Origin of the sequence: Bacillus sp. RB3 (assembly GCF_030164735.1) — a bacterium.
Lineage (GTDB): Bacteria > Bacillota > Bacilli > Bacillales > Bacillaceae_G > Bacillus_A > Bacillus_A cereus.
Window position 1 is genome coordinate 57540 of the sequence record NZ_JASNGE010000018.1, and the last position, 24159, is coordinate 81698.

Sequence of the window (24159 nt, forward strand, 5' to 3'; positions counted from 1 at the left end):
GGGGAACAACATGATTAATAAAGAAGTAGTTCCGTCAAAAGTTGAGTTTTGCTGGGGATTACCTGTTATTCCAACACCACAAACAAAAGAACTTCTAGAGGAATATGTTAATCAAGCTAAAAGAGCTGAGAAGAATAACTTTGACTCGGTATTGGTTTCCATTGCACCAACATCTGTTGATCCAATGATAGCAGCGTCTATGATTGGAATGAATACGGAGTTTGTAAAGATTTTGGTTGCGCAAAATACAAACCAGATGCTTCCTACCGTAACAGCAAAAGCATTGAATACTTTAAATAGTTTAATTGGTAATCGTGCAGATATTAACATTGTAACTGGAAGTGCCTCGCTTGTCCTTGCGCGTGATGGATTACCAGAACCGCACCATGTTCGATATGCTAGGACAAAAGAATATATTGAGCTGTTACAACAATTAAGACGAGGAGTAACTAGCTATAAAGGTGAGTTTTATCAAGTAGAAAATAGTGATATTTATCCAAAGGAAGATCTCTCTCGAAGTGCCCGCTACTTTGTAGCGGGGTCCTCCGAGGAGGCAATGAGAGTAGCTGCAGAGTATGGTGATGCTTATATACTTTATGCAACAGACCGCAAAAGTCTTAGAGAACACTATCAAACAGTTAATAATTACGCTAAGCAATATGGGCGCGAGAAAATTCCAGGTGCTATTTTAGTAGACATCATTGCTCGTGAGACTTCGGAAGAAGCATATAAAGAAGCATATGAATTACTTGAGAGAACACCAGCAGCCTTAAAGAGGATGACTAAGCTATTTTTAGATAATGCAGATTCTGTTGGACTTCGCCGATACAAAGATTTAATTACAAAAGATAGTATGTGGATAGATGATCATCTTTGGGGAGGTCTAAGTTTAGTTAACCCATCTAATTCAATTTCTATAGTTGGTAGCTATGAGGAAGTCATCTCGACGTTAACTGATTTTTGGGAAATAGGGGCAAATTATTTTCTTATTACTTCTCAGATTAGTGAGCATGAAATTGAACGTATTGGTCAAAATGTTGTGCAACCATTTAAAAAGAAAATTGAAAAGTTAATCCAAGTTAACTAAAAGAGGGCTAAAAATATGAAGTTAAACATATGGTTGAAGTTTATCATTTTAATGACTTTAATAGTACTCCCTTATCGACAGGTGGAAGCGCAGGAAACGGTACAGTTTAATGAGAAGAAAATACAGAAGCATATAGAAGAACAAATATCTCAAGCGGGTATTCCTGGACTTTCAGTAGTAATTGTAAAAGGAAACGAAACGATTTATAAGAAGAATTATGGTTATGCCGATATAGACAATAAACGTCAAGTTACGAATGAGACGCTTTTCGAGCTAGGTTCTACTTCAAAAGCTTTTACGGCATTAGCTGTATTGCAGCTAGAAAAAGAAGGGAAAATTAAACTTAGTGATTCTTTAACTAAATATGTTTCATGGTTTGAAATGGAGTATAAAGGCAAACCTTATGAAATTACACTTTATGACTTATTACACCATACTAGTGGAATACCGGAAAAGGCCATTGGATATATTCCTATAACCAATGGCAAAGATTCTATTGAGAAAACGATTAGGAATGTTATGCCAATAGGACTAAACCGAGAGCCGGGTAGCAGTTTTGAATATTCTACGGTTAACTACGATCTATTAGGCTTAGTAATCGAGAAGGCAACTAATCAATCATTTGAAAGATATGTTCAAGATCATGTGCTATCAAAGTTGGATTTATTGAGTACATACGCTGGACGTGAGATGGCCCCATTAGATAACATGGCCCAAGGTTACAAGCGTAATTTCTTACAATCATTACCCTATGACGCTCCTAATTATAGGGGGAATACACCGGCTGGATATTTTATTTCAAATATAAATGATATGGAAAGATGGTTAAAATTACAGCTTGGGGTTGAAAAGCCTAGGATGTTTCCGGAGGAATTGATTAACGATTCTCATAAAGCGAATAGAAAGGTTGCCCCAGATAGCAATGGAGCTTCATATGCAGCTGGATGGGAGGTCTATCAAAGTGGTGGAGGGGAAATTTCACATGGTGGAAGTAACCCGAATTATTCATCGTATATTGGTTTCCGTGATGAGGAACAGATAGGGGTCGTAGTATTAGCAAATCTGAATAGTAATTACACTTACTATATCGGTAACAGTCTTTTAAATATGATGATAGATAAAGAAGTTAAACCGTTACTCTATGATGAATATAAGAAAACGGATCAAATAGGAACAGCCTTATTTGTGATCTCATCTTTGTGTTTACTAACGTTATTGGTCATGTTATTTCATTTAATCAGGGAGATTATTTTTAGAAAAAGAAAGTTTATATTACCAACGGGAAAAACATGGTTACATATGGTATTAGTAGTTGCGATATATGGGCTAATGATTTATGCACTTTATCAACTACCAAATCTCTTGTTTGGAGGGCTTCCGTGGGCATTTATAAAAGTTTGGGCTCCTTCAACTGTTGTACTTGCAATATATGCAATTGCTGGGGTGGGTTTGGCCTATGTTATCCATACATTCTTAAATCTTTGTTTTCCAAGACAAAAGGGAAAGTCGCTTTTGACTTTAATTGTTTTGGGATTAATATCAGGATTTGGTAATGCCTTTCTCATTTTTGTGATTAATGAAACGTTTGTTAGATCAAATAATTTGGAAAATGGCTTGTTGTTTTACTTTGTACTTGGAATCGTTATGTATGTCTTTTCACAACGTATTATTAGAACTAGCATTGTATCGTATACAAACGAGCTAGTTTATGAAAAAAGGATGGAATTAACAGATAAGTTGTTACAGACTCCTTATTACAAATTGGAGTTGATTGAGAAGGGCCGAATAGAGGCGACATTAAATAACGATACGGAAGTTATCTCTCGTTCTCTCAATCTATTAGTTACTGCTGGAACAAGTTTATTAACGTTACTATTTTGTTTTCTCTATCTTGGTGTAATGAATATGTATGCCTTTTTACTATCCTTGTGTATCATCTTTATTACTGCAGGGGTATATTCTTTGATCGGACGACAAGCAGATAAAGTTTGGAATGAAACAAGAGATATTCAGAATGTATATTTTCGTTTGATTGGTGATCTAAGGCATGGTTTCAAAGAGCTTAGGCTTCATACTGGAAAACGAAACGATTTTCGAGAAGTTATGAATGAAAGCTGTAATAACTATCGTGTTAAACGAACGATAGGAGATATTAAATTTGCAAATGTGTTTGTTCTGGGAGAACTATTATTCATTTTTGTTATTGGTATTGTAGTTTTCGTATTTCCAGAAATTTTTGTTAATATGCCGAAAGAGACGATAAGTAACTATGTAATCGTTTTTCTGTATATGACAGGTCCAGTTAATGAAATACTGGGCGGTATCCCTCAGCTCGTAAATGTACGTATTTCTTGGCAACGTATTCAACAAATGGTGAAGAGTGTAGATCATATAAAGGCAAATGAGCAAATCGCGACAACAAAAGAGTACTTAGATGTGCCAATTTGTTTGCAGCTACAAAATGTAAGTTATAAGTATAAGAATAAAGATGGAGATTTTACTGGTTTTGGTATTGGTCCAATAGACATGGAGTTTAATTCTGGAGAAATAGTCTTTATTGCTGGTGGTAATGGGAGTGGAAAATCTACTTTATCAAAACTGATTACTGGGTTATATGAACCTAATGAAGGTAACATTTTATTAAATGGAAAAGAAATAGCTCCAGAGGAATTGAATCAATACTATTCAGCTATCCTGAGTGATTTTCATGTTTTTGATAGGCTATATGGAATTAATACAGAAGGAATGAAAGCAGAAATCGATCATTATTTAGAACTTCTCCAACTGAGTGACAAGGTTGGCATTGAGAATGGGCGCTTTACTACTACGCAACTATCAACTGGACAAAAGAAAAGGTTGGCATTGCTGGTTACGTATTTGGAAGATCGACCTATACTTTTATTTGATGAATGGGCAGCGGATCAAGATCCTGGTTATAGACGCTTCTTTTATGAAGAATTGTTACCTCAAATGCGAGCGAAGGGTAAATGTATTATTGCTATTACTCACGACGATCAATATTTTCATTTGGCAGATAAGCTTATAGTGATGGAGATGGGAACTGTGAAAATGAATAAAACAAAGGAGGCATTATCATGAGTAAGGAAATTAAATGTGTTGTTTGGGACTTAGATTGTACAATTTGGGATGGTGTTTTATTAGAGAGTGGTACAGTTACTTTAAAACCTGGAATTTATGAAATTATATGTGAATTAGATCGACGTGGAATACTGCAATCAGTTGCTAGTAAAAATAACTACGAAGATGCAATAGCTAAATTACGGGAATTTGGAATAGAAGAGTATTTTTTATATCCGGAGATTCATTGGAACTCTAAATCTAGTTCCATTGAGAAAATTAGAAAAAATTTAAACATAGGTATTGATACTTTTGCGTTCATTGATGACCAACCTTTTGAATTAGAAGAAGTACAGAGTGTTCATAATGATATTCTGTGTATACATGTAAATGAATATAAGTCGTTATTAGACTTGCCACGACTACAACCAAAAAGAATTACAGAAGATTCACGTCGTCGAAGACTGATGTATTTAGAAAATCTTAAGAGAACGAAGGATGAAGAAGAATATGAAGGCCCAAAAGAAGAATTTTTAGCTTCACTTGGGATGAATTTTGTGATTAGTGAGGCTCGTGAGGAAGATTTGCAGCGTGCAGAGGAGTTAACAGTACGTACGAATCAATTAAATTCGACTGGTATTACCTATGATTATGATGAATTAAACTATTATCGTAATCATCCAGATTATTTATTATTAGTTTGTGAGTTATCAGACAAATATGGCTCCTATGGGAAGATTGGTTTAACACTTGTAAAAAGGACGGAGGAAGCCGACTGCCTAAAACTTCTTCTCATGTCTTGTCGTGTAATGTCCCGTGGCGTTGGTACTATACTCCTCACATATCTAATGGAAAGGACAAAACAGGCAGGTAAACGCTTTTTGGCTGAGTTTCGACAGACTGACCGTAACCGTATGATGTTTGTTACGTACCGATTAGCTGGATTTAAGGAAACTAGCAACGAAAATGGAATATTAATTTTAGAACATAATCTTGAGAATATCAATCCTTATCCTCACTATATTAATATACAATTTCCGGAAACACCAACGGATGTGGATAGAGGGGAAGTGGAAATATGCAACAAACAATTGTAAAGCATTCTCTTACGCATCCACAAAAAAGAGTTTGGTATAATGAACAAATTTATCCAAACACATCTATGTATAACATCGGAGGGATGGTTCTTATTAATGGGGAAATTAATTTTACAATTTTAGAAAAAGCAATTCAATTATTCATTAAGAAAAATGATGGTTTACGTCTACGAATTTTTCAACAACATAGAGAACCCCACCAATATATATCACCATTTGAACCTACACCAATACGTTTAATTGATTTTTCTAATCATCATAATCCAAGTTTAGAAGCTAGAAAATGGGCCCAGGATGAATTTCAAAAACAAATTCCACTTGAAGGAGGCCCTCTGTTTGAATTCGTGCTCTTGAAAATAAGTGATGTAGAAAGCTCCTATTTTGTTAAGTTTCATCATATTATAGCTGATGGTTGGACAATCCAACTTATGACGAGTCAAATTATCGATTTTTACTCTAAGTTAAAGAATGATGAGCATATAAATGATACGGTTGAATCTACTTATCTGTCTTATTTACAAGCAGAGGAGAAATATCTGGAATCCCCTCGATACGTAAAAAATAAGAATTATTGGAATGAGAAATTTATGAATCTGCCAGATTTCTTTTTATCAAAAACATCTCATTCTCTAGAAGGGAAACGAAAGATATTTTTAATTGAAAAAGAAAAATTGGTTGCTCTACAGTCTTTTATACAAAAACATAGAATATCTATGAATACATTATTTTCAACCTTTATGCTTATTTATATTCATAAAATGTATGATCAATCAGACATAATCATTGGATCTCCTGTACTAAATCGTTCCGGTGTACTAGAAAAGAAAATAGTAGGTATGTTTACTAGCACAATGCCGTTACGGTTAAATGTGGATGAAGATGAGAGTGTTCTATCTTTCATTAAAAGAGTAAATCATGAAATAAAACAATGTCTATTTCACCAGCGTTATCCTTATAACTTATTGGTAAAAGACTTGCAATTGACTAGTAAAGGATACGATGGTTTATTTCAATATAGTGTGAATTACTATAATACAAAACTTAAAAATACTATTGATGGATTTTCTTTAGAAAACGTGGAGTTTTACAGTGGTTACCAAGCCTATTCATTGCAGTTAGTTATTAAGGAATGGGCAGATGAAGGTTTAGAAATTCAATATGATTATAAAGTCGCGGATTTTGAAGAAGATCAAATCAATTGTATGCATGAAAGGTTTTTAGCTTTAATAGAACAAGTTTTACGTAATGAAGATCAATCGATAAAAGAATTATCTTTGTTATCGGATGATGAGCAAAAGTTTATGTTAGAGAAATTTAACAATACAGCTGTTGTGTATCCGAAAGAAAAAACTATTCAAGAATTATTTGAAGAACAAGTAAAACAGACACCAGAAAAAATAGCAATTCAACATGCTGATAGATCAATGACTTATCTTGAATTAAATAAGAAATCTAATCAGTTAGCAAGAAAGTTACGAGAAAAAGGAGTCAAAAATGGTCAAGTCGTGGGTATACTAGCTAAACATTCACTTGAGATAGTAATTGCAATTTGGGGAGTTATTAAGGCTGGAGGTACATATTTGCCTATAGATCCTTCCTACCCAGAGGACCGAATTCGTTATATTTTGAATGATAGCGGCACAACATTACTTTTAACTGACTATACAAATGAGGGTAATTTAGAATATTTAGGTGAGAAAATTAATATATGTGATCAGAAACTTTATGAAGGAGATAATGCCAATCTAAACCTAGTAAATGCACCAAATGATCCAATATATATAATTTATACCTCTGGAACCACGGGGAATCCTAAAGGAACTGTAATCACTCAATGTGGATTGGTTAACTATATTTCCTGGGCTAAAAAGAACTATATTAGTAGTGAAAATGATGTTTTTGCATTATATTCATCCGTTTCTTTTGATTTAACAGTAACTTCAATATTCACTCCTTTAATAAGTGGTTTATTGTTAGTAATATATCATGATAATGAAGATGAGTTTATTTTGTCAAAAATACTCAAGGAAAATGTAGTAACAGTGTTGAAAGTTACGCCTTCACATTTAGCATTGTTAAATAACTATTCACCCCCAAGAGTTTCATCTCTTCGCAGATTGATTGTGGGTGGAGAGGATTTGAAAACCTCAGTAGCCGAAAAGATATATGATCTTTTTAGCGGTAAAATTGAAATAATTAATGAATATGGACCAACTGAAACTGTGGTTGGATGTATGATTCATCGTTATGATCCAGATCTAGATCGAAGAGCATCCGTACCAATTGGTACACCAGCTGATAATGTTCAAATATATTTATTGGATAAGAATCTTCAGCCGGTTCCTATTGGTGTAAAAGGAGAAATTTATATATCGGGTGATGGGGTAGCTAAAGGTTATTTAAATCGTCCGGATTTAACAGCGCAACGTTTTTTATCCAATCCATTTATTTCGAGTGAGAAGATGTATCGAAGTGGTGACTTAGCTGTCATGTTGCCAAATGGATTAATTGAGTATCAAGGACGGATGGATTCTCAAGTGAAAGTTAAAGGATATCGTATTGAAATAGGGGAGGTTGAGAATGCACTGTTACAACACAAGTCTGTTAAAGATGTAGTAGTGGTGAATTGGCAAGGTGAGGATAATTCAAATCATCTAGTTGCTTACATTGTTTTGAAAGACAGTGTTCAAAATATAGAAATACGCAGTTTTATTTCGCATATGCTACCAAGTTATATGATTCCTTCATTTTTTATCTATATGGATCAGCTACCGCTTACTATCAATGGAAAGGTAGATCGTCAAGCGTTGCCAGATCCGATGTTAAATAACGGTTCTAATCATACTCATTTAGAAGAAGTAGATGAAGATGTTACTGGAATGGTTAGTGAAGTTCTCAAGGAAATATTACAGACTGATAGAATCGAATTGCATAGTAATTTTTATCATTTAGGTGGAGATTCTATTAAAGCGATCCAAGTGAGCGCTAGATTACAAGAACTGGGATGGAAAGTTAGAGTTAAAGATGTACTAAATTATCCAGTTGTAAGTGAATTGGCAGCAATGTTAGTTAAACAAAAAGATGTTACAGTCTCACAAACATTGGTAACAGGAAAGGTAGAGCCTACTCCTATTATGCGTTGGTTCCTTGATCAACAGTTTAAGAACCCGCATCATTGGAATCAATCGGTATTACTGTCTTTGAAGAAGCCGGTTAAAGAAGAATATGTTAATAAGATGTTAAATACGATCATGCATCATCATGATTTGTTACGGTTAAGGTATGAGGATAAGCAGGATTACTTCTATTATGACGAAGATATGTCCATTGTTGATTCTAAGGTTACCATGTTTGATTTGTCTGAAATTCCAATTGAAATGGCTTTGAATCAGGTTCATATAAAAGGTGAAGAGTTAAAAGGAAGTTTAAATTTGAATGTAGGACCATTATTTAAAGGGGCCTTATTCCAGCTTTCAAATGATCAACAGTTGTTATTATTAACTGCACACCACCTTATTGTTGATGCTGTGTCCTGGCGTATTTTAATTGAAGATGCAAATCGATGTTTGAATAGCTTGTATTTAGGAGAAGTTCCATCGCTACCATTAAAAACTAACTCTTTCCAAGATTGGTCTGAAGCTTTAAATAGTCGAGGAGTTAATTTAGTACGTGCTGAATTAGATTATTGGGAATCCATAGATAACATGCTAGATAATAATTTTCAAATTAATAGAGAAAAAGAAAATAGTACTGTTGATAGTTGTACGACTCTTACCTTTACATTGAATGCAGATGATACAAGAAAACTATTAACTACTGCAAATGTGCCTTACAATACACAACCAATGGAGTTGTTACTTGCTGTGTTGACAGAAAATTTAGGTAAATATACAAACCAAGATCAAATTAAATTTGAGTTAGAAGGTCATGGTCGAGAGGAATTATTTGAGCATCTTGATATTTCACGTACAGTAGGGTGGTTTACAACGATGTCTCCTATTGTATTAAAAGTTTCGCATAATATTGCTAATCAAATAAAGAGTGTTAAAGAAGAGGTTCGTAAAAGACCTAATAAGGGAATTGGATATGGAATTCTTAAAGAGAAGTTTCCTTCTTGCAAAGATTTATCTCAAAATATAATTCGTTTTAACTATTTAGGAGAGATAGATAATTCTCTCGGGGATGGATGGTTTACTATTGTTGATTATCAAAGTGGCAGTGAACAATCAAAAGATAATCATATTACTGCATTATTGGATATTGTGGCCATGGTTAAGAATAAAAGCTTAGAAATTCATGTGACATTTAGTACAAGTCATTTTCAAAAGAATTTTGTAGAAAATTTATTTTCAGATTATCTAGAACGACTACAGACATATATCCAATCCTGTTGTCAAATGCAAACAAAAGAATTTACTTCATCAGATTTTGAAACCTTAAACCTTAGTGATGAAGAAATTGATAATTTGTTTGATTAAACAACTATTTGATGAAAATTTTATTTAATAAAGGAGAAGTCACTTGAGAAAATTAATGAAAGATTTATCGCCAGGATTGAATAGTAACAAATATTTGGTTTGTGTTCCTTATGCTGGGGGCTATTCGAATTCTTTTTTACCTTTAAAGAATTATTTACCGAAAGATATAAAACTTATTTCATTTGATCCTCCAGGCCATGGCCCTAATCTTTCTCCACTAGTTGATAACATAGATGATCTTGTTAATTTATATTTAATGGAGATGCAACCAATTTTAGAGGGAGAGGTTACATTATTTGGCCATAGCATGGGAGGAATTATAGTTCACCGTATGGCTCAAATTTTAGAAAGTAAGGGCATAAATCCTAAAAATGTTATTATCTCTGCTATGAATCCACCGGAAATAAGAAGAAAAACAAATCATTTAGATGATAAAGACTTTATAGATTATATAAAGTCTTTGGGAGGATTACCGGATGAAGTATTACAACATCAGGAGCTTTTAAACTATATCCTTCCAGTTATTCGATCTGACTTTCGTGCCATTGAGAATTATATAAATGATGACACAACATTGTTGAAAGCGCCCCTATATATTATTAGTGGAACAACAGACTCTAATTATACAGTAAAAGGGGCTAAGAAGTGGGTAGAATGGGGCAATGAGGTTCATTTTCTAACAGTTAATGGTGGTCATATGTTTTTACTACATCAAGCTGACATCGTGGGCGAGTTAATTATGAAAATACTAGATAGGGTAAAATCTGTGAAGTAAAAAAATTAAGAGATGTATCTGAGTAAGAGAAAAGTGCATTTCTATGCTTTATGTGAAACTTCTATCGTTAAAGTAGCAATCTAATTGGTCGTCATTGGGAGTTTTATTACTGAGGAAGAAAACTCCCAATGACGAGTATGATTGTGCCCCCTCATGATAAAACGGATAGGTCTATGGGGAACATAACCACTAAATATGTAGTATTTAGTATCAATATCATAGAGAATGGTGGGAAGAAAAAATGCTTGATAAATTTACCCAGCAGGTTTTATTATCTAGTGAAAAATTTAAAAAAGAAAAAGAATATTGGTTAGACAAGTTATCAGGTGATGTTGAGTTAAGTAGATTTCCTTGTGATTGTCTGTCTTTAAATAATTTTCAGGCTTCTAAAGAAAGTTATTATTGTCAATTCCCATCGGATATTGCGAAGAGAGCTGTAGCAATTAGCAATAATTCTGATATGTTACTGTACACTATTTTATTATCAGGCGTGAAATATCTCTTAAGTAGATATACCAATAGGGATGATGTAGTAATTGGAATGCCAGTTTTTAAGCAAGGTCAAGAAGAGACGGTTTTTCAAAACAACTTTTTATTATTACGTACTCAAATAAATCAAGAAGATAATTTCAAAGAAATAATATATAAAATTAAAGAAACAATTTTAGAGTCAAATGAACATTGTCATTTTCCTTTTAATAAACTTACTCAATTATTAAGTCTAGATGGAGAGAGTAATAATCTTCCCGTATTAAATACAATAGTAATGTTAGATGATATTCATTGTTATGAGAGTACAGATAAAATAAACTCTGATATGGTTATTAGGTTTATGAAAAATGAAGAACAGTTAAAGGTTCAAGTGGATTACAATTCTACTTTATATAGTGAAGGATTAGTTAGTAGAATAGTTAATCATTTATATAATATTTTAGATATATTAATGAAAGATCCAAATAAATCTGCAATGGATCTAGATGTAATGCCTAAAACAGAAAAGAATCAAATATTATTTGATTTCAATCATACGACTAAAGTTCATAAAACATTACTTTGTGAGACTGTAACAGCTCCTCAATTATTTGAAGAGCAGGTAAAACAGAATCCTAATCAAATAGCGATTGTATGTAATGGAAAAGAAATTACATATAAGCAATTAAATATAAAAGCTAATCAGTTGGCGAGAAGGTTATTAGACCAGGGAGTAAAAAGAGAATCCATTGTTGGTGTGATGATGGAACGCTCTATTGAGATGATTGTAGGCATATTAGGTATCTTAAAAGCGGGTGGGGCGTATTTACCGATTGATACCGATTTACCAAAACAAAGAGTGGAATATATGCTGACAGACAGCGGGTGTTCACATGTACTAACATATCAAAACTCTATTATAAAGGGAGTAGCATTTCAAGGTAGTGTAATAAATCTAATGGATATTCCTTTTGAAGAAGAACAATTAGAAGATTTGCAGATAACGATGGAACCTCAAAATTTGGCATATGTTATTTATACATCAGGTTCTACAGGCCAGCCCAAAGGGGTAATGATTGAACATCGTTCCTTAACTAATTTTTTGTGTGCAATGTATGAGGACTTCTCTCAAGATATAGGGATAACTGATAATGTACTATTCTCAAGTAGTATTTCTTTTGATGTTACTATATTTGAAATATTTGTCCCATTGGTATATGGAGCAAGAATGACTATTTATCAAGGTGAGAAGTTTGATGTACCAAAACTTGTACAAGTCATTCTTGAGGAACAGGTCACGTTAGCATATATTCCACCTACCTTATTAAATGAAATATATGATTATTTTGTAAGGTCGAATCAGAAGATATCGTTAAATAAACTTTTCGTGGGAGTAGAACCAATTAAAACAGAATTACTCGCAAAATACGATCATCTATTTAGGGGGAACCTCCAAATATTAAATTTATACGGACCTACAGAGGCTACAGTTTGTTGTACATCTTATCAATATGAGAGGGATAAAGAAATTACAACACAAAACGTACCAATAGGTTCGCCATTGTTAAATACTAAAATTTATATATTGGATTCATTTCACAGGCTACAACCTATAGGTATTCCAGGAGAAATATGTATTTCTGGCATAGGGTTAGCTAGAGGATACATCAATCGAAAAGAATTAACAGCAGATAAATTTATTGATCATCCATTTGAACATGGTGAGAAATTATATAAAACAGGAGATATAGCGAGATGGCTACCTGATGGTAACATTGAATACTTGGGACGAGTTGATCATCAAGTGAAAATAAGGGGATATCGAATAGAACTAGGTGAGATAGAAGCAAGTTTGTTAAAATATGAGACAATTAAAACCGCCGTAGTAATACAGCGAGAAGATGAAAGTGGAGAAAAGTATTTATGTGCGTATGTAGTTACCGAAAAAGATATTCCTATTCCAGAGGTAAGAGCATATTTAGCAACCAAGTTACCATATTATATGATACCTCAACAAATCATATCCATTCAAAACATACCGTTAACACAAAACGGAAAAATAGATAGAAAAAAATTACCTCAACCTATAAATAATTTGAAATCTAGTCATCTAGAGCCGACAAATTCTACAGAAAGAAAATTAGTTGAGATTTGGAAAGATGTATTAGGAATACAAAGGGTAGGAATACGGGATAATTTTTTTGAGATAGGTGGTCATTCATTAAAGGCTACTAGGCTAATTTCTATCGTTAATAAAGAATTTAATGTGCAATTATCTATTAAATCCCTATTTAAGTTTCCTATTTTGGTTGATTTTTCAAAATGTATATTAGAAATGGAAAAAAGTAATTATATTTCCATAGAACCTGTAAAACAACAAGAGTATTATTTAGCTTCTACGTCACAAAAGAGAATGTTTATAGTAGATCAATTCGAAGATGGTACAAATACAACTTATAATATGCCCACAATACTTAAAGTAGCAGGGGATATTTGTAAAGATAAGTTTGAAAATATATTTCAATCTTTAATTGAGAGACATGAAATATTAAGAACTTCTTTTCAAATTTTAGATGGGGAATTAGTGCAGAAAATTGAGCCTAATGTAGATTTCAATATTGAATACGTTCATGTAAATGAAAAAGATGCGGATTATTTAATACATGAGTTTATAAGTCCATTTGATTTATCAAAACCTCCATTATTAAGGGTGTTGCTTTTAAGGATAGCAGAAGAAAGACATATCCTTGTAGTAGATATGCATCATATAATATCTGATGGTTTATCAATGGGGATATTAATAAAAGAGTTTGTAGAATTGTATAAAGGAAATGAGCTTCCAAAATTGAGAGTGCAGTACAAAGACTATGTGATGTGGCAAAATGGACCTTACTATAAGAATCTAATTAGTGAACAAAAGAATTATTGGTTAACAACTTTAAAAGGAGAACTCCCGGTTTTAAATTTTCCAACCGATTTTCAAAGACCGACTATACAAAGCTTTAAAGGTAATGTTTGTTCTTTTACTTTGGGAAGAGATTTAACTTTTAAAGTAAATAAGCTAGCAACTGAAACTGGTACTACGCCATATATGATTTTATTGGCCATTTATAACATACTTTTATCTAGATACACAGGTCAAGAAGACATTATTGTAGGTTCGCCTATTGCTGGAAGGTCTCATTCTGATACTAATCATATGATTGGTATGTTTATTAATACTTTGGTAATGAGAAATTATCTAGAAAATGACGATGAGTTTATTGAGTTTTTGAGTAGATTAAAACTCAATACATTAGAAGCTTATGAAAATCAAGACTATCCTTTTGAAGAACTATTAGAAGGTTTAGACTTGCATAGGGATACAAGTAGAAATCCATTATTTGATACCATGTTTGTTTTTCAAAACATGGATATGAATCCAATATCTATTGGTGAATTAGAATTTACACCGTATCCGTTTAAGCAGTCAGTTTCAAAATTTGATTTGTCATTAGTAGCAACGGAAATAGATAATAACATTCATTTAAAAGTAGAATATAGTACTAAGTTATTTAAAGCGGAGACAATAGAAAGGTTAATGGTACATTTTACAAATATAGTTGAGGAAGTAACTAATAACCCTAGAGTACGATTGCGTAATATTAATATGTTATCTATAGAAGAAGAACATTGTATTATGAATGAATTTAACAAAAAAGAGAATTCAAATTCTAATCATTTATTAGTGCATAAAATGTTTGAAGAACAAGTAAAACGGAACCCTAATCAAATAGCCGTTGTATGTAATGAAAAAGGAATTACATATAATGAATTAAATATAAAAGCTAATCAGTTGGCGAGAAGGTTATTAGACCAAGGAGTTAAAAGAGAATCCATTGTTGGTGTGATGATGGAACGATCCATCGAGATGGTTATAGGTATATTAGGTGTCTTAAAAGCAGGTGGGGCGTATTTACCAATTGATACCGACTTACCAAAACAAAGAGTGGAATATATGCTGACAGACAGTGGGTGTTCACATGTATTAGTACATCAAAACTCTATTATAAAGGGGATAGAATTCCAAGGTAATGTAATAGATCTAATGGATATGTCTTTTGAAGAAGAACCAGGAGAAGACATGCAAATGATGATAGAACCTCACAACTTAGCGTATGTTATTTATACATCAGGTTCTACAGGACAACCTAAAGGAGTAATGATTGAACATCGATCCTTGACTAATTTTTTGTGTGCAATGTATGAAGATTTCTCTCAAGATATAGGGATAACTGATAACGTTCTATTCTCAAGTAGTATTTCTTTTGATGTTACTATTTTTGAGATATTTGTCCCATTGATATATGGCGCAAGAATGACTATTTATCAAGGTGAGAAGTTTGATGTATCAAAACTTGTACAAGTTATTCTTGAAGAACAGGTTACATTATCATATATTCCACCTACTTTATTAAATGAAGTATATGATTATTTTGTTAGAGATAACCAGAAGATAGTGTTAAATAAGCTACTTGTGGGAGTAGAACCCATTAAAACAGAATTACTCGCAAAATACGATCATCTATTTAGGGGGAACCTCCAAATATTAAATGGATACGGACCTACAGAGGCTACAGTTTGTTGTACATCTTATCGATATGAGAGTAATAAAGAAATTACAACACAAAACGTACCGATAGGTTCACCATTGTTAAATACTAAAATTTATATATTGGATTCATTTTATAGGATACAACCTATAGGTGTTCCAGGTGAAATATGTATCTCTGGCATAGGGTTAGCTAGAGGATACATCAATCGAAAAGAATTAACAGCAGATAAATTTATTGATCATCCATTTGAACGAGGTGAGAAACTATATAAAACAGGGGATATAGCAAGGTGGCTACCTGATGGTAATATTGAATACTTGGGCCGAGTCGATCATCAAGTAAAAATAAGGGGATATCGAATAGAACTAGGTGAGATAGAAGCGAGTTTGTTAAAATATGAGACAATCAAAACGGCCGTAGTAATAGATCAAGAAGATGAAGCTGGGGAAAAGTATTTATGTGCATACGTAGTTACAGAAAAAGATATTCCTATTCCAGAGGTAAGAGCATATTTGGCAACAAAGTTACCACATTATATGATACCTCAACAACTCATACCAATTCACAATATACCATTAACACAAAATGGGAAAATAGATAGAAGTAAGTTACCGAAGCTAAATACACTGGACAATAGTAATTATGTACCACCAAGAAATGACATAGATAGTAGTTTAATTGATATTTGGAGTAGTATATTAGGCGTAAATAATATTGGTATAAATGATAATTTCTTTGAATTAGGTGGTCATTCTCTTAAGGGATTAAAGTTATTCGAAAATATCAAGAGAATGTTTAATGTGCAACTGCCATTAAGTTTATTATTTCAAAATGCTACTATTGAACAATTAAGTGATGTAATAAGTAGGAATAAAGGAATAGACAGTGAGTGTTTAATTCCAATTCAAAATGGGACAAACAAGGATAGTCAATGGTTCATTGTTCATGGACAAGGAGGGGGTATATTAAACTATTATGATTTGGCTAGAGAATTAGGAGAGGATAAGACTGTATATGGGTTACAATCTATAGGATATGATGATAATAGATTTTCAAACTTATCTGTAGAGGAAATGGCGGTAAGATATATAGAAGAGATTAAACAAGTAAAAAAAGAAGGGCCATATACCTTATTAGGATGGTCTTTTGGAGGAATAGTTGCATTTGAAATGGCTAGAAAATTAGAAGAACTAGGTGATAAAGTTAGTTTTCTAGGTTTACTTGATGTTCATCCTATTGAACAAGGTAAGGAGATTCTTAGTTTAAATATTAAGAATGCCTTTGAAGAATTGGAAAAATTCAATGATCAGTTAGGGATTGAGAAAATTAGTTTTGAGCAAATGAGTGAAGAACAATTAATAGAATCTTTACTGAAAAAATTTACATTGAATGAAAATAGTTGTCAGCAAAATTTTGAAGATCCAATGATGAATAAGTTAAAAGTAATGATAGCTAATAGATATGCATACCTAAAATATAATTGTAAACAAAAAATAAAAGCAGATATCTTTCTATTTAATGCATCTATTAATGACATTCACCCACTAGTAGATTATAACAGATGGAATGAATATACATCAGGGGAAGTATACGCTTTGCAAGTGCCAGGTTCCCATCTGAGTATGTTAGAGAAACCGCATATTCATGAGTTGGTAAAGAGTATAAAAATGAGTTTTAAACAAATGCTCTTATTAGCACATGTAAATAGGTGAAATATTATTTGAAATTGTACACTATTAGTTTTCTAAAAGTCTCATAAATTCGTGTATAACATATTATGAGACTTTTTTCTTTGAGCCCATTCAATAATAGACATAAAGAGGTTAGAAAATAAGTCAAAAATATGAATGTAAAATAGAATATTATCCTCTGAAAATGTTTTTTACTAATCAAAAATAAATAGGAATTATTCATTGAGAGTTTTTTATATTTATATAAGAAGTTAGGTGGGAAGGAAATAATGAATATATATAAGGTACGTGTGCCAGGAAATATAGATCATAACATTATGCAGAAACTTATGAGTTTGGTCTCAAAAGAAAAGCAGATGAAAATACAGAAATATAAAAGAAAGCCCGACCAATATAGCGCCTTAATTGGAGACATTATAATAAGATATTTAATTACTACAAATTTCTCAAAAGAAAATAAAGATATTAAATATAAATACAATGAATACGGAAAGCCTTATGTGGATGAGTTAAATAATTTTCATTTTAATATATCGCATTCCGAAAGTTGGGTTGTTGGAGCTATTCATGAGGAAGAAGTAGGAATAGATGTAGAAAAAGTCCGGCCCATGGATACTACAATGATTAAAAATATATTTACTGAGGAAGAATTTAATTATTTAAATTCATTAAATGTAGAACAACAATTAGATGTGTTTTATGAATTATGGACTATAAAAGAAAGCTTTGTTAAATGGATAGGGAAAGGACTAACTATACCTTTAAACTCTTTTGTTATTAAAAAAAATACAATATTTTATGGTGACATGCTATCTAATGAGGTTTATTATAAAAAGTTTACTATTGGTAAAGATTATAAGCTTTCTTGTTGTGCTTCTTTAGATAGTTTTCCAGAATCAATAATTGAAATTGACTTTGTTGATTTGTGTAATTACTTTATAGAAGATAAGCATTCTTACATAGTTTAAAATGATCGATATTTCCTTAAGGAAAGAAAATTTTCGGAAATTTAATTTTGAAAATTATAAAAGCAAAGATCTGAATAAGTAATTAAACTTGCTGGAGATGCAATCATTTTACGCTTAATAGATTACTTTGTGTATATATTAGTATGTCATTCATTGTTTGTTTACTTAGATCAATGGTTGCAATAACAATTGTTAGCGTTATAGCTGTAACAATTAAGAGGTTATCATAACTAAAAATAGCGAGCCAGTAGAAGGAGTATATCTCTTTTAAAGAGGACTCTTTAATGACTGCAGCAGTAATTTGTATCTTAACTGACAATCCGTAAAACGTTATTTTTGAATGGGTGGATTTTTTAGAAGTGGGCTATAAAAGAAACAGCCAACATTGTATGTATATTATTAGTAAAAAAGATAATTTGAGTATGAATTGACAGAAAATTGATGAAAGAATTGAGAAAGCTGAAAATTCTGTATTTTGAGTATATTTTTAGTGTTGTAGTGTGTAATATATTCAGCAGAGCTATATCATAAAAAATAGGAATATAGACTAACAATAGAATTATATGTAAGTATTTCTGAGTAAAAATAGTATTCGAGTTCATATAGGCTATATATCAACTGCTATACATTAGTTTAAAAAAAATTATAGAAAAGTGTGGTAATGGATCCACATGAATTATATTTCCAATCTATTATTTTTACTTTAGCTGTTTAGTAGTTTTTATTTACATACATATGTAAATACATTTTTGTTACATGCAATTATTCAAAAGGGAGGTAATATAATAATGGCTATTCGAAAACATTTAATTACTCTTGAGGATCTTACTGATAGTGATATTAACCAAATTGTAACTCGTGGGGTAGAGTTTGCCACAGGTAAATCGCAACCTAATCAAATATTAGCGGGAAATATAATTGGGATTTACTTCCGTAAAACATCGACTAGAACTCGATCGGCATTTTCTGTTGCAGCATTAAAGATGGGTGCACAAATTGTAACGTATGGTCCAAATGATTTGCAAGAAAATACAGGGGAGTCTATAGAAGACACTACTCAAGTACTTTCGCGAATGCTGGATGCACTAGTAGCAAGAACTGCAGATAGTCAAAAGGAAATGGAAAAGCTGGCATCTCAAAGTCGTATGGCAGTCATTAATGCAATGAGTACGGAAGAACATCCAACACAAGCGCTAACAGACTTAACAACAATGAAACAAAAATTTGGTGAAATAGCTGGATTACGGGTTTTATATATGGGAGAAGGTAATAACAGTGCTGCAGCTCTAGCTCTTTCTTTATCTCGTTTTCCAGGTACGGAGTTATATCTTTTTACACCTGCTGGTTATGGAGTGTCTCCAAGTGTGCTTGAAAAATCAAAAGAATATGCACGATTATCTGGTGCTAAAGTTATTGAATGTCATGATATAAAAATGTTACCTAGTGAAGTGGATGTTGTATATACAACAAGGTGGCAAACAACAGGGACAAGCAAAATAGATCCTTTATGGAAAGATGCATTTAATCCATTTGCAGTGACAGAGAGAATTTTGACTTTATATCCGGAAACTACTTTCATGCATGACCTCCCAGCACACCGGGGGGAAGAAGTAGCAGCAACAGTTATTGATGGACCGAAAAGTATTGTATTTACCCAGGCCGAAAACAAGCTAAATAGTGCTATGGCAGTACTTGAATGGTGCTTAGCTTATCGATACTAAAGAATCTAGCATTTATTGTCTTTCAGGTATAAGTTCTATTTGAAATACATTCGAAAGAACATTTACAACTATTTATCTTTAATTATTTTTTTAGATTTTAACCAAGAAAGGAAGCAAATTATGCTCAAGAAATTAGAGAGTTTAGAAAGGGTAATCGGCAACACACCTATGATTAAATTAGAGCATGAAAAGATTAATCTGTATGCAAAACTAGAATATCACAATTTAATGAATAGTGTTAAAGTGCGTGCTGCTCACCATATTTTAAAATCAGCAATAAGTCGCGGTGAAGTGACTGAAAATTCTACAATTATCGAATCTTCATCTGGTAACTTTGCGGTTGCTCTTGCTACTCTTTGTAGGTATATCGGCCTGAAATTCATACCAGTTATTGATCCAAATATTAATGATAGTTATGAGAATTTTTTGAGAGCAACTTCCTATCAAGTAGCTAAAGTGGATGAACGAGATGAAACAGGTGGCTATTTATTAACGCGTTTAAATAAGGTGGAAGAACTTTTAAATACTATTCCTAATGCATACTGGACAAATCAATATAATAATGCTGATAACTTTGAAGCCCATTATCAAGGAATTGGTGAAGAAATATCTAATGATTTTAAACAGTTAGATTATGCCTTCATTGGAGTGAGTACTGGAGGAACTATCGCTGGGGTATCTACACGATTAAAAGAAAAATTCCCTAATATTAAAATTATTGCGGTAGATAGTCAAGGGTCCATTATTTTTGGTGATAAGCCTCGTAAACGGTACATACCAGGAATTGGTGCCAGTATGATACCTGGTATGGTTAAAAAAGCATTGATTGATGATGTAATGATTGTACCGGAGGTCCATACTGTTGCAGGTTGTTATGAGCTATTTAATAAACATGCAATATTTGCTGGTGGATCATCAGGGACTTCATATTATGCAATCCAAAAGTATTTTGAAAATAGGGATGTTCAAAATACACCTAATGTTGTTTTCTTGTGTCCTGATAATGGACAAGCTTACACATCAACTATTTACAACGTAGAATGGGTAGAATGGCTTAATACAAAAAAATCAGTAGAAGACCAATTAGTTTCTTTATAAAAATGATATAGAAATGAGGAAGCAATTATGATGTATTTAAATACTAAACATATCAATGAAATGGGTGTTAATTGGGAAGAAACAATAAATGTCATTTCAAAGGCAGTACAAAGTCTTGATGCAGAAGAATTTTCTCAGCCAATTAAGCCATACTTACGTTTTGATGATCCGGCTAATAGAATTATTGCTATGCCAGCTTATATTGGAGGAGAATTTAAGGTTTCAGGAATCAAATGGATAGCTAGTTTTCCGAAGAATATTGAGAAAGGTATTCAACGTGCTCATTCAGTTACTATATTAAATGATGCTATGACTGGAAAACCATTTGCGACGCTTAATACAGCAATGGTCAGTGTTATACGAACAGCTTCTGTTACAGGGTTAATGATTCGAGAGTTTGCCAAGTTAAGAGATTTAAATAATGTTAAAGTTGGAATAATTGGATTTGGACCTATTGGTCAGATGCATTTAAAGATGGTAACTGCCCTATTAGGCGATAAAATCGAAAGTGTTTACCTATATGATATCAATGGAATTAAAGACGAATTAATTCCTGAGGAAATTTATTCTAAAACTCAAAAGGTTAATGCTTATGAAGAAGCCTATAATGATGCTGATATTTTTATTACTTGTACTGTTTCTGCAGAAGGTTATATTGATAAGAAACCTAAAGATGGAGCGCTACTACTCAATGTTTCTCTTCGTGATTTTAAGCCTGATATCTTAGAATATACAAAATCCCTAGTTGTTGATAATTGGGAAGAAGTCTGTCGTGAAAAAACTGATGTTGAAAGGATGCACCTTGAAAGAGGTTTACAAAAAGAAGATACAGTATCAATTGCTGACGTTGTAATCCGAGGAGCACTGCATAACTTCCCTTATGACAAAGCAATATTATTTAATCCAATGGGTATGGCCATTTTTGATGTAGCCATTGCTGCTTATTACTATCAAAGGGCTAGGGAAAAGGAAATTGGCGTTTTATTAGAAGACTAGTAAAATTATTAAAGCGCAGTTTGAAATAATTGTCTAATAGCTGCTAAATATCGGTAAACACAACTAATCATTATAGAAAATTAGTTATTTGATAAGCTTAGAATTTATGGAATTATTTGAGGAGCTGTTTTTATGAGTGAAATTATTTCGGCCTTAGATCTCTTACATCCCAAGCAAATTCGCTTTCATGAATCATATGAACACAAACGATTGGAACAAATTTGTCGTGTAATGGAAAGTGAAGGTGTTTTACGAAATCCTCCCTTAGTCTCTGAGCTTAGTGATGGTAATTATCTGTTACTTGATGGTGCCCATCGTATGAAGGCTATGATGGCATTAGGTTGTAAACGCGTTGCTGTACAGGTAGTACCTGATGAAAAAATAAAAATTCGTGCTTGGAATCATTTATTACCAATGGGAGAATGGGTAAATAATTTAAAGAAAGAACCTACAATAATTTGGTCAGGTAAGATTATTGCTAATAAACGTTTGCTTGCAAAAATTACAGAAGCAAATAAACAAGTACATTTTTTATATGCAAGGGATTTAAATAGCGATTTATTTAATCATTTAGAGATATGGCATCGTATTGTCAGCTTATATCAACATGAGTATACGGTACGCCGTCATTCAAATGATACTGAGGTCTGGCCTCATTCAAATGAAATATTGATGAGTTATCCAGAATACTCGTTGATGGAACTGAAAAAGGTAATTGAAGCAAAGTTTTTAATGCCAGCGGGAGTTACTCGTACGACGCTTAGTGGTCGGTTATTGAATTTACGTATACCACTTCATATATTGCGTACGGAAGTATATCCTGCTGGTGAATGGGAAACGTTATGTGGAAATTGGTCAAAATGTTTACGCCTTTATGACGAGCCAATATATGTTTACGATGCTTAATATATTGTTTAATGGTTATGATGTATATTTTTTATTTATTTGTAAAAATTTCATTATATGATTTATATTAATTCCAAAATATTTTTATTATGTTATAAAAACTTTTTGAATTAGTATTTAAGACTAATCTAAGAGAGGTTTGTTATCGGATGGGGTAAATATTACCAAAAAAGATAAAGTGGAGATCTCTAAAAAATTAAAAACTTTCTTGGGTGATCAATATTCACTTGAATTAGGAGATTACATAAGCTTTGAGATACTTGAATTTATAATAAAAGAATTAAATCCACATTTTAATCTAGCTACAAAAAATAGGTTGGAAATTCTCTTGAAAAATATAGAGAAAGAGATATATAGTGAATTAGTTTCACATGAAAATAACAAAGTATAGGCAATATTACATGTATTTAAATGTAGAATAGTATAAACCTATATCTATATAATGTGTTGCTATTAATTTGGTAGAATTGCGAGGATCAAGAGAGTTGATGATATACAATTTTTAGATGAGATGGGATTGTGAAGTGAATATACTTGCAATTTCATCTTTTTATTTTTAACATGCTTTTTGCAATTCATGATTAAAATTTTCTGACGAAGCATTATACTATTAAAAAAAGAATTGATTATCCTATTTTATGGTAAAATATTCTTGAGTTATATCTTCTGAAAATCTATTTTTTACAAGTTTAATTAATATTCTTAATCGTTATTCAGGTATTAGAAGAATTATTTAAATTATTAAACAGCATTGATTATTAATAAATTTATAAAATTTAAAAAATATTAACTTGGAAAATAGCCTTTAAATTTTAATGATATAGTAAGTGAGTCTCCTTTAATTATATTAATATAGTTAAATATCCTATTATTTTATTTTTCTATAAATATATCTTTTTTTTATTAACATTTAATGGTATATTGTTTTTAGATAATGTTGTGGTAAATTATTGAATTTATAACATCATTTTCAAAAAAATAAAAGGTAGGTATTGAAATGGAAACTGAAAAATATTTACAAGTCGTAGAAGATGAAGAGATTGAACAATTAGTTGGTGGAGCAGGACCTGGTTGGGTTGAAACTTTAACTAAAGATTGTCCTTGGAATGTGCCTGTAGCATGCGTCACGATTATGGGACAAAGAATTTGTAAAAAATGCTACTAATAGTTAAAGAGAGTAAGGCGAAAGGCCTTACTC

At 32.2% G+C, this 24159-nt stretch carries 13 protein-coding genes; all 13 read left to right on the plus strand.

What is annotated here, in order from left to right:
- Positions 1-10: 10 nt before the first annotated feature.
- A complete protein-coding gene (locus tag QO049_RS20820; RefSeq protein WP_000608549.1) occupies positions 11-1087 on the plus strand; it encodes an LLM class flavin-dependent oxidoreductase in 1077 nt (358 codons plus the stop codon).
- 15 nt (positions 1088-1102) lie between these two features.
- A complete protein-coding gene (locus QO049_RS20825; protein ID WP_284489431.1) occupies positions 1103-4186 on the plus strand; it encodes a cyclic peptide export ABC transporter in 3084 nt (1027 codons plus the stop codon).
- The gene (locus QO049_RS20830) at positions 4183-5262 is read left to right on the plus strand and encodes an HAD-IIIC family phosphatase (protein ID WP_000031545.1); all 1080 of its coding nucleotides are present in this window, start codon (positions 4183-4185) and stop codon (positions 5260-5262) included. The genes QO049_RS20825 and QO049_RS20830 overlap by 4 nt, the downstream gene beginning before the upstream one ends.
- Positions 5244-9740: an amino acid adenylation domain-containing protein gene (locus tag QO049_RS20835; protein WP_284489432.1), complete on the plus strand. Its 4497-nt coding sequence runs from the start codon at positions 5244-5246 to the stop codon at positions 9738-9740. Before QO049_RS20830 ends, QO049_RS20835 begins: the two co-directional genes overlap by 19 nt.
- Positions 9741-9783: 43 nt before the next feature.
- Positions 9784-10515, plus strand: a complete 732-nt coding sequence (locus QO049_RS20840; RefSeq protein WP_001228849.1) for a thioesterase II family protein — start codon at positions 9784-9786, stop codon at positions 10513-10515.
- 241 nt (positions 10516-10756) lie between these two features.
- Complete coding sequence (locus QO049_RS20845) at positions 10757-17293, plus strand: amino acid adenylation domain-containing protein (protein ID WP_284489433.1); 6537 nt, start codon at positions 10757-10759, stop codon at positions 17291-17293.
- Between the two features lie 248 nt (positions 17294-17541).
- Positions 17542-18240 (plus strand): 4'-phosphopantetheinyl transferase family protein, encoded by a 699-nt coding sequence (locus tag QO049_RS20850; RefSeq protein ID WP_016090581.1) that lies wholly within the window; start codon positions 17542-17544, stop codon positions 18238-18240.
- Between the two features lie 788 nt (positions 18241-19028).
- A complete protein-coding gene (locus QO049_RS20855; RefSeq protein ID WP_284489434.1) occupies positions 19029-19961 on the plus strand; it encodes an ornithine carbamoyltransferase in 933 nt (310 codons plus the stop codon).
- Positions 19962-20081: 120 nt separating this feature from the next.
- Positions 20082-21059, plus strand: coding sequence for a 2,3-diaminopropionate biosynthesis protein SbnA (sbnA, locus tag QO049_RS20860; protein ID WP_000914207.1), 978 nt, complete (start codon positions 20082-20084; stop codon positions 21057-21059).
- A 27-nt stretch (positions 21060-21086) separates the two neighbouring features.
- Positions 21087-22055 carry a 2,3-diaminopropionate biosynthesis protein SbnB gene (gene sbnB / locus QO049_RS20865; protein WP_284489435.1) on the plus strand — a complete coding sequence of 323 codons (969 nt, stop codon included), beginning with the start codon at positions 21087-21089 and terminating at the stop codon, positions 22053-22055.
- A 132-nt stretch (positions 22056-22187) separates the two neighbouring features.
- Complete coding sequence (locus tag QO049_RS20870) at positions 22188-22961, plus strand: ParB N-terminal domain-containing protein (RefSeq protein ID WP_001289608.1); 774 nt, start codon at positions 22188-22190, stop codon at positions 22959-22961.
- Between the two features lie 139 nt (positions 22962-23100).
- On the plus strand, positions 23101-23352 hold the full coding sequence (locus tag QO049_RS20875) for a DUF2164 family protein (RefSeq protein WP_000947505.1): 252 nt from the start codon (positions 23101-23103) through the stop codon (positions 23350-23352).
- A 606-nt stretch (positions 23353-23958) separates the two neighbouring features.
- Entirely contained in the window at positions 23959-24126 is a 168-nt protein-coding gene (locus QO049_RS20880; protein WP_016090584.1) for a type A2 lanthipeptide, read from the plus strand.
- Positions 24127-24159: the final 33 nt, after the last annotated feature.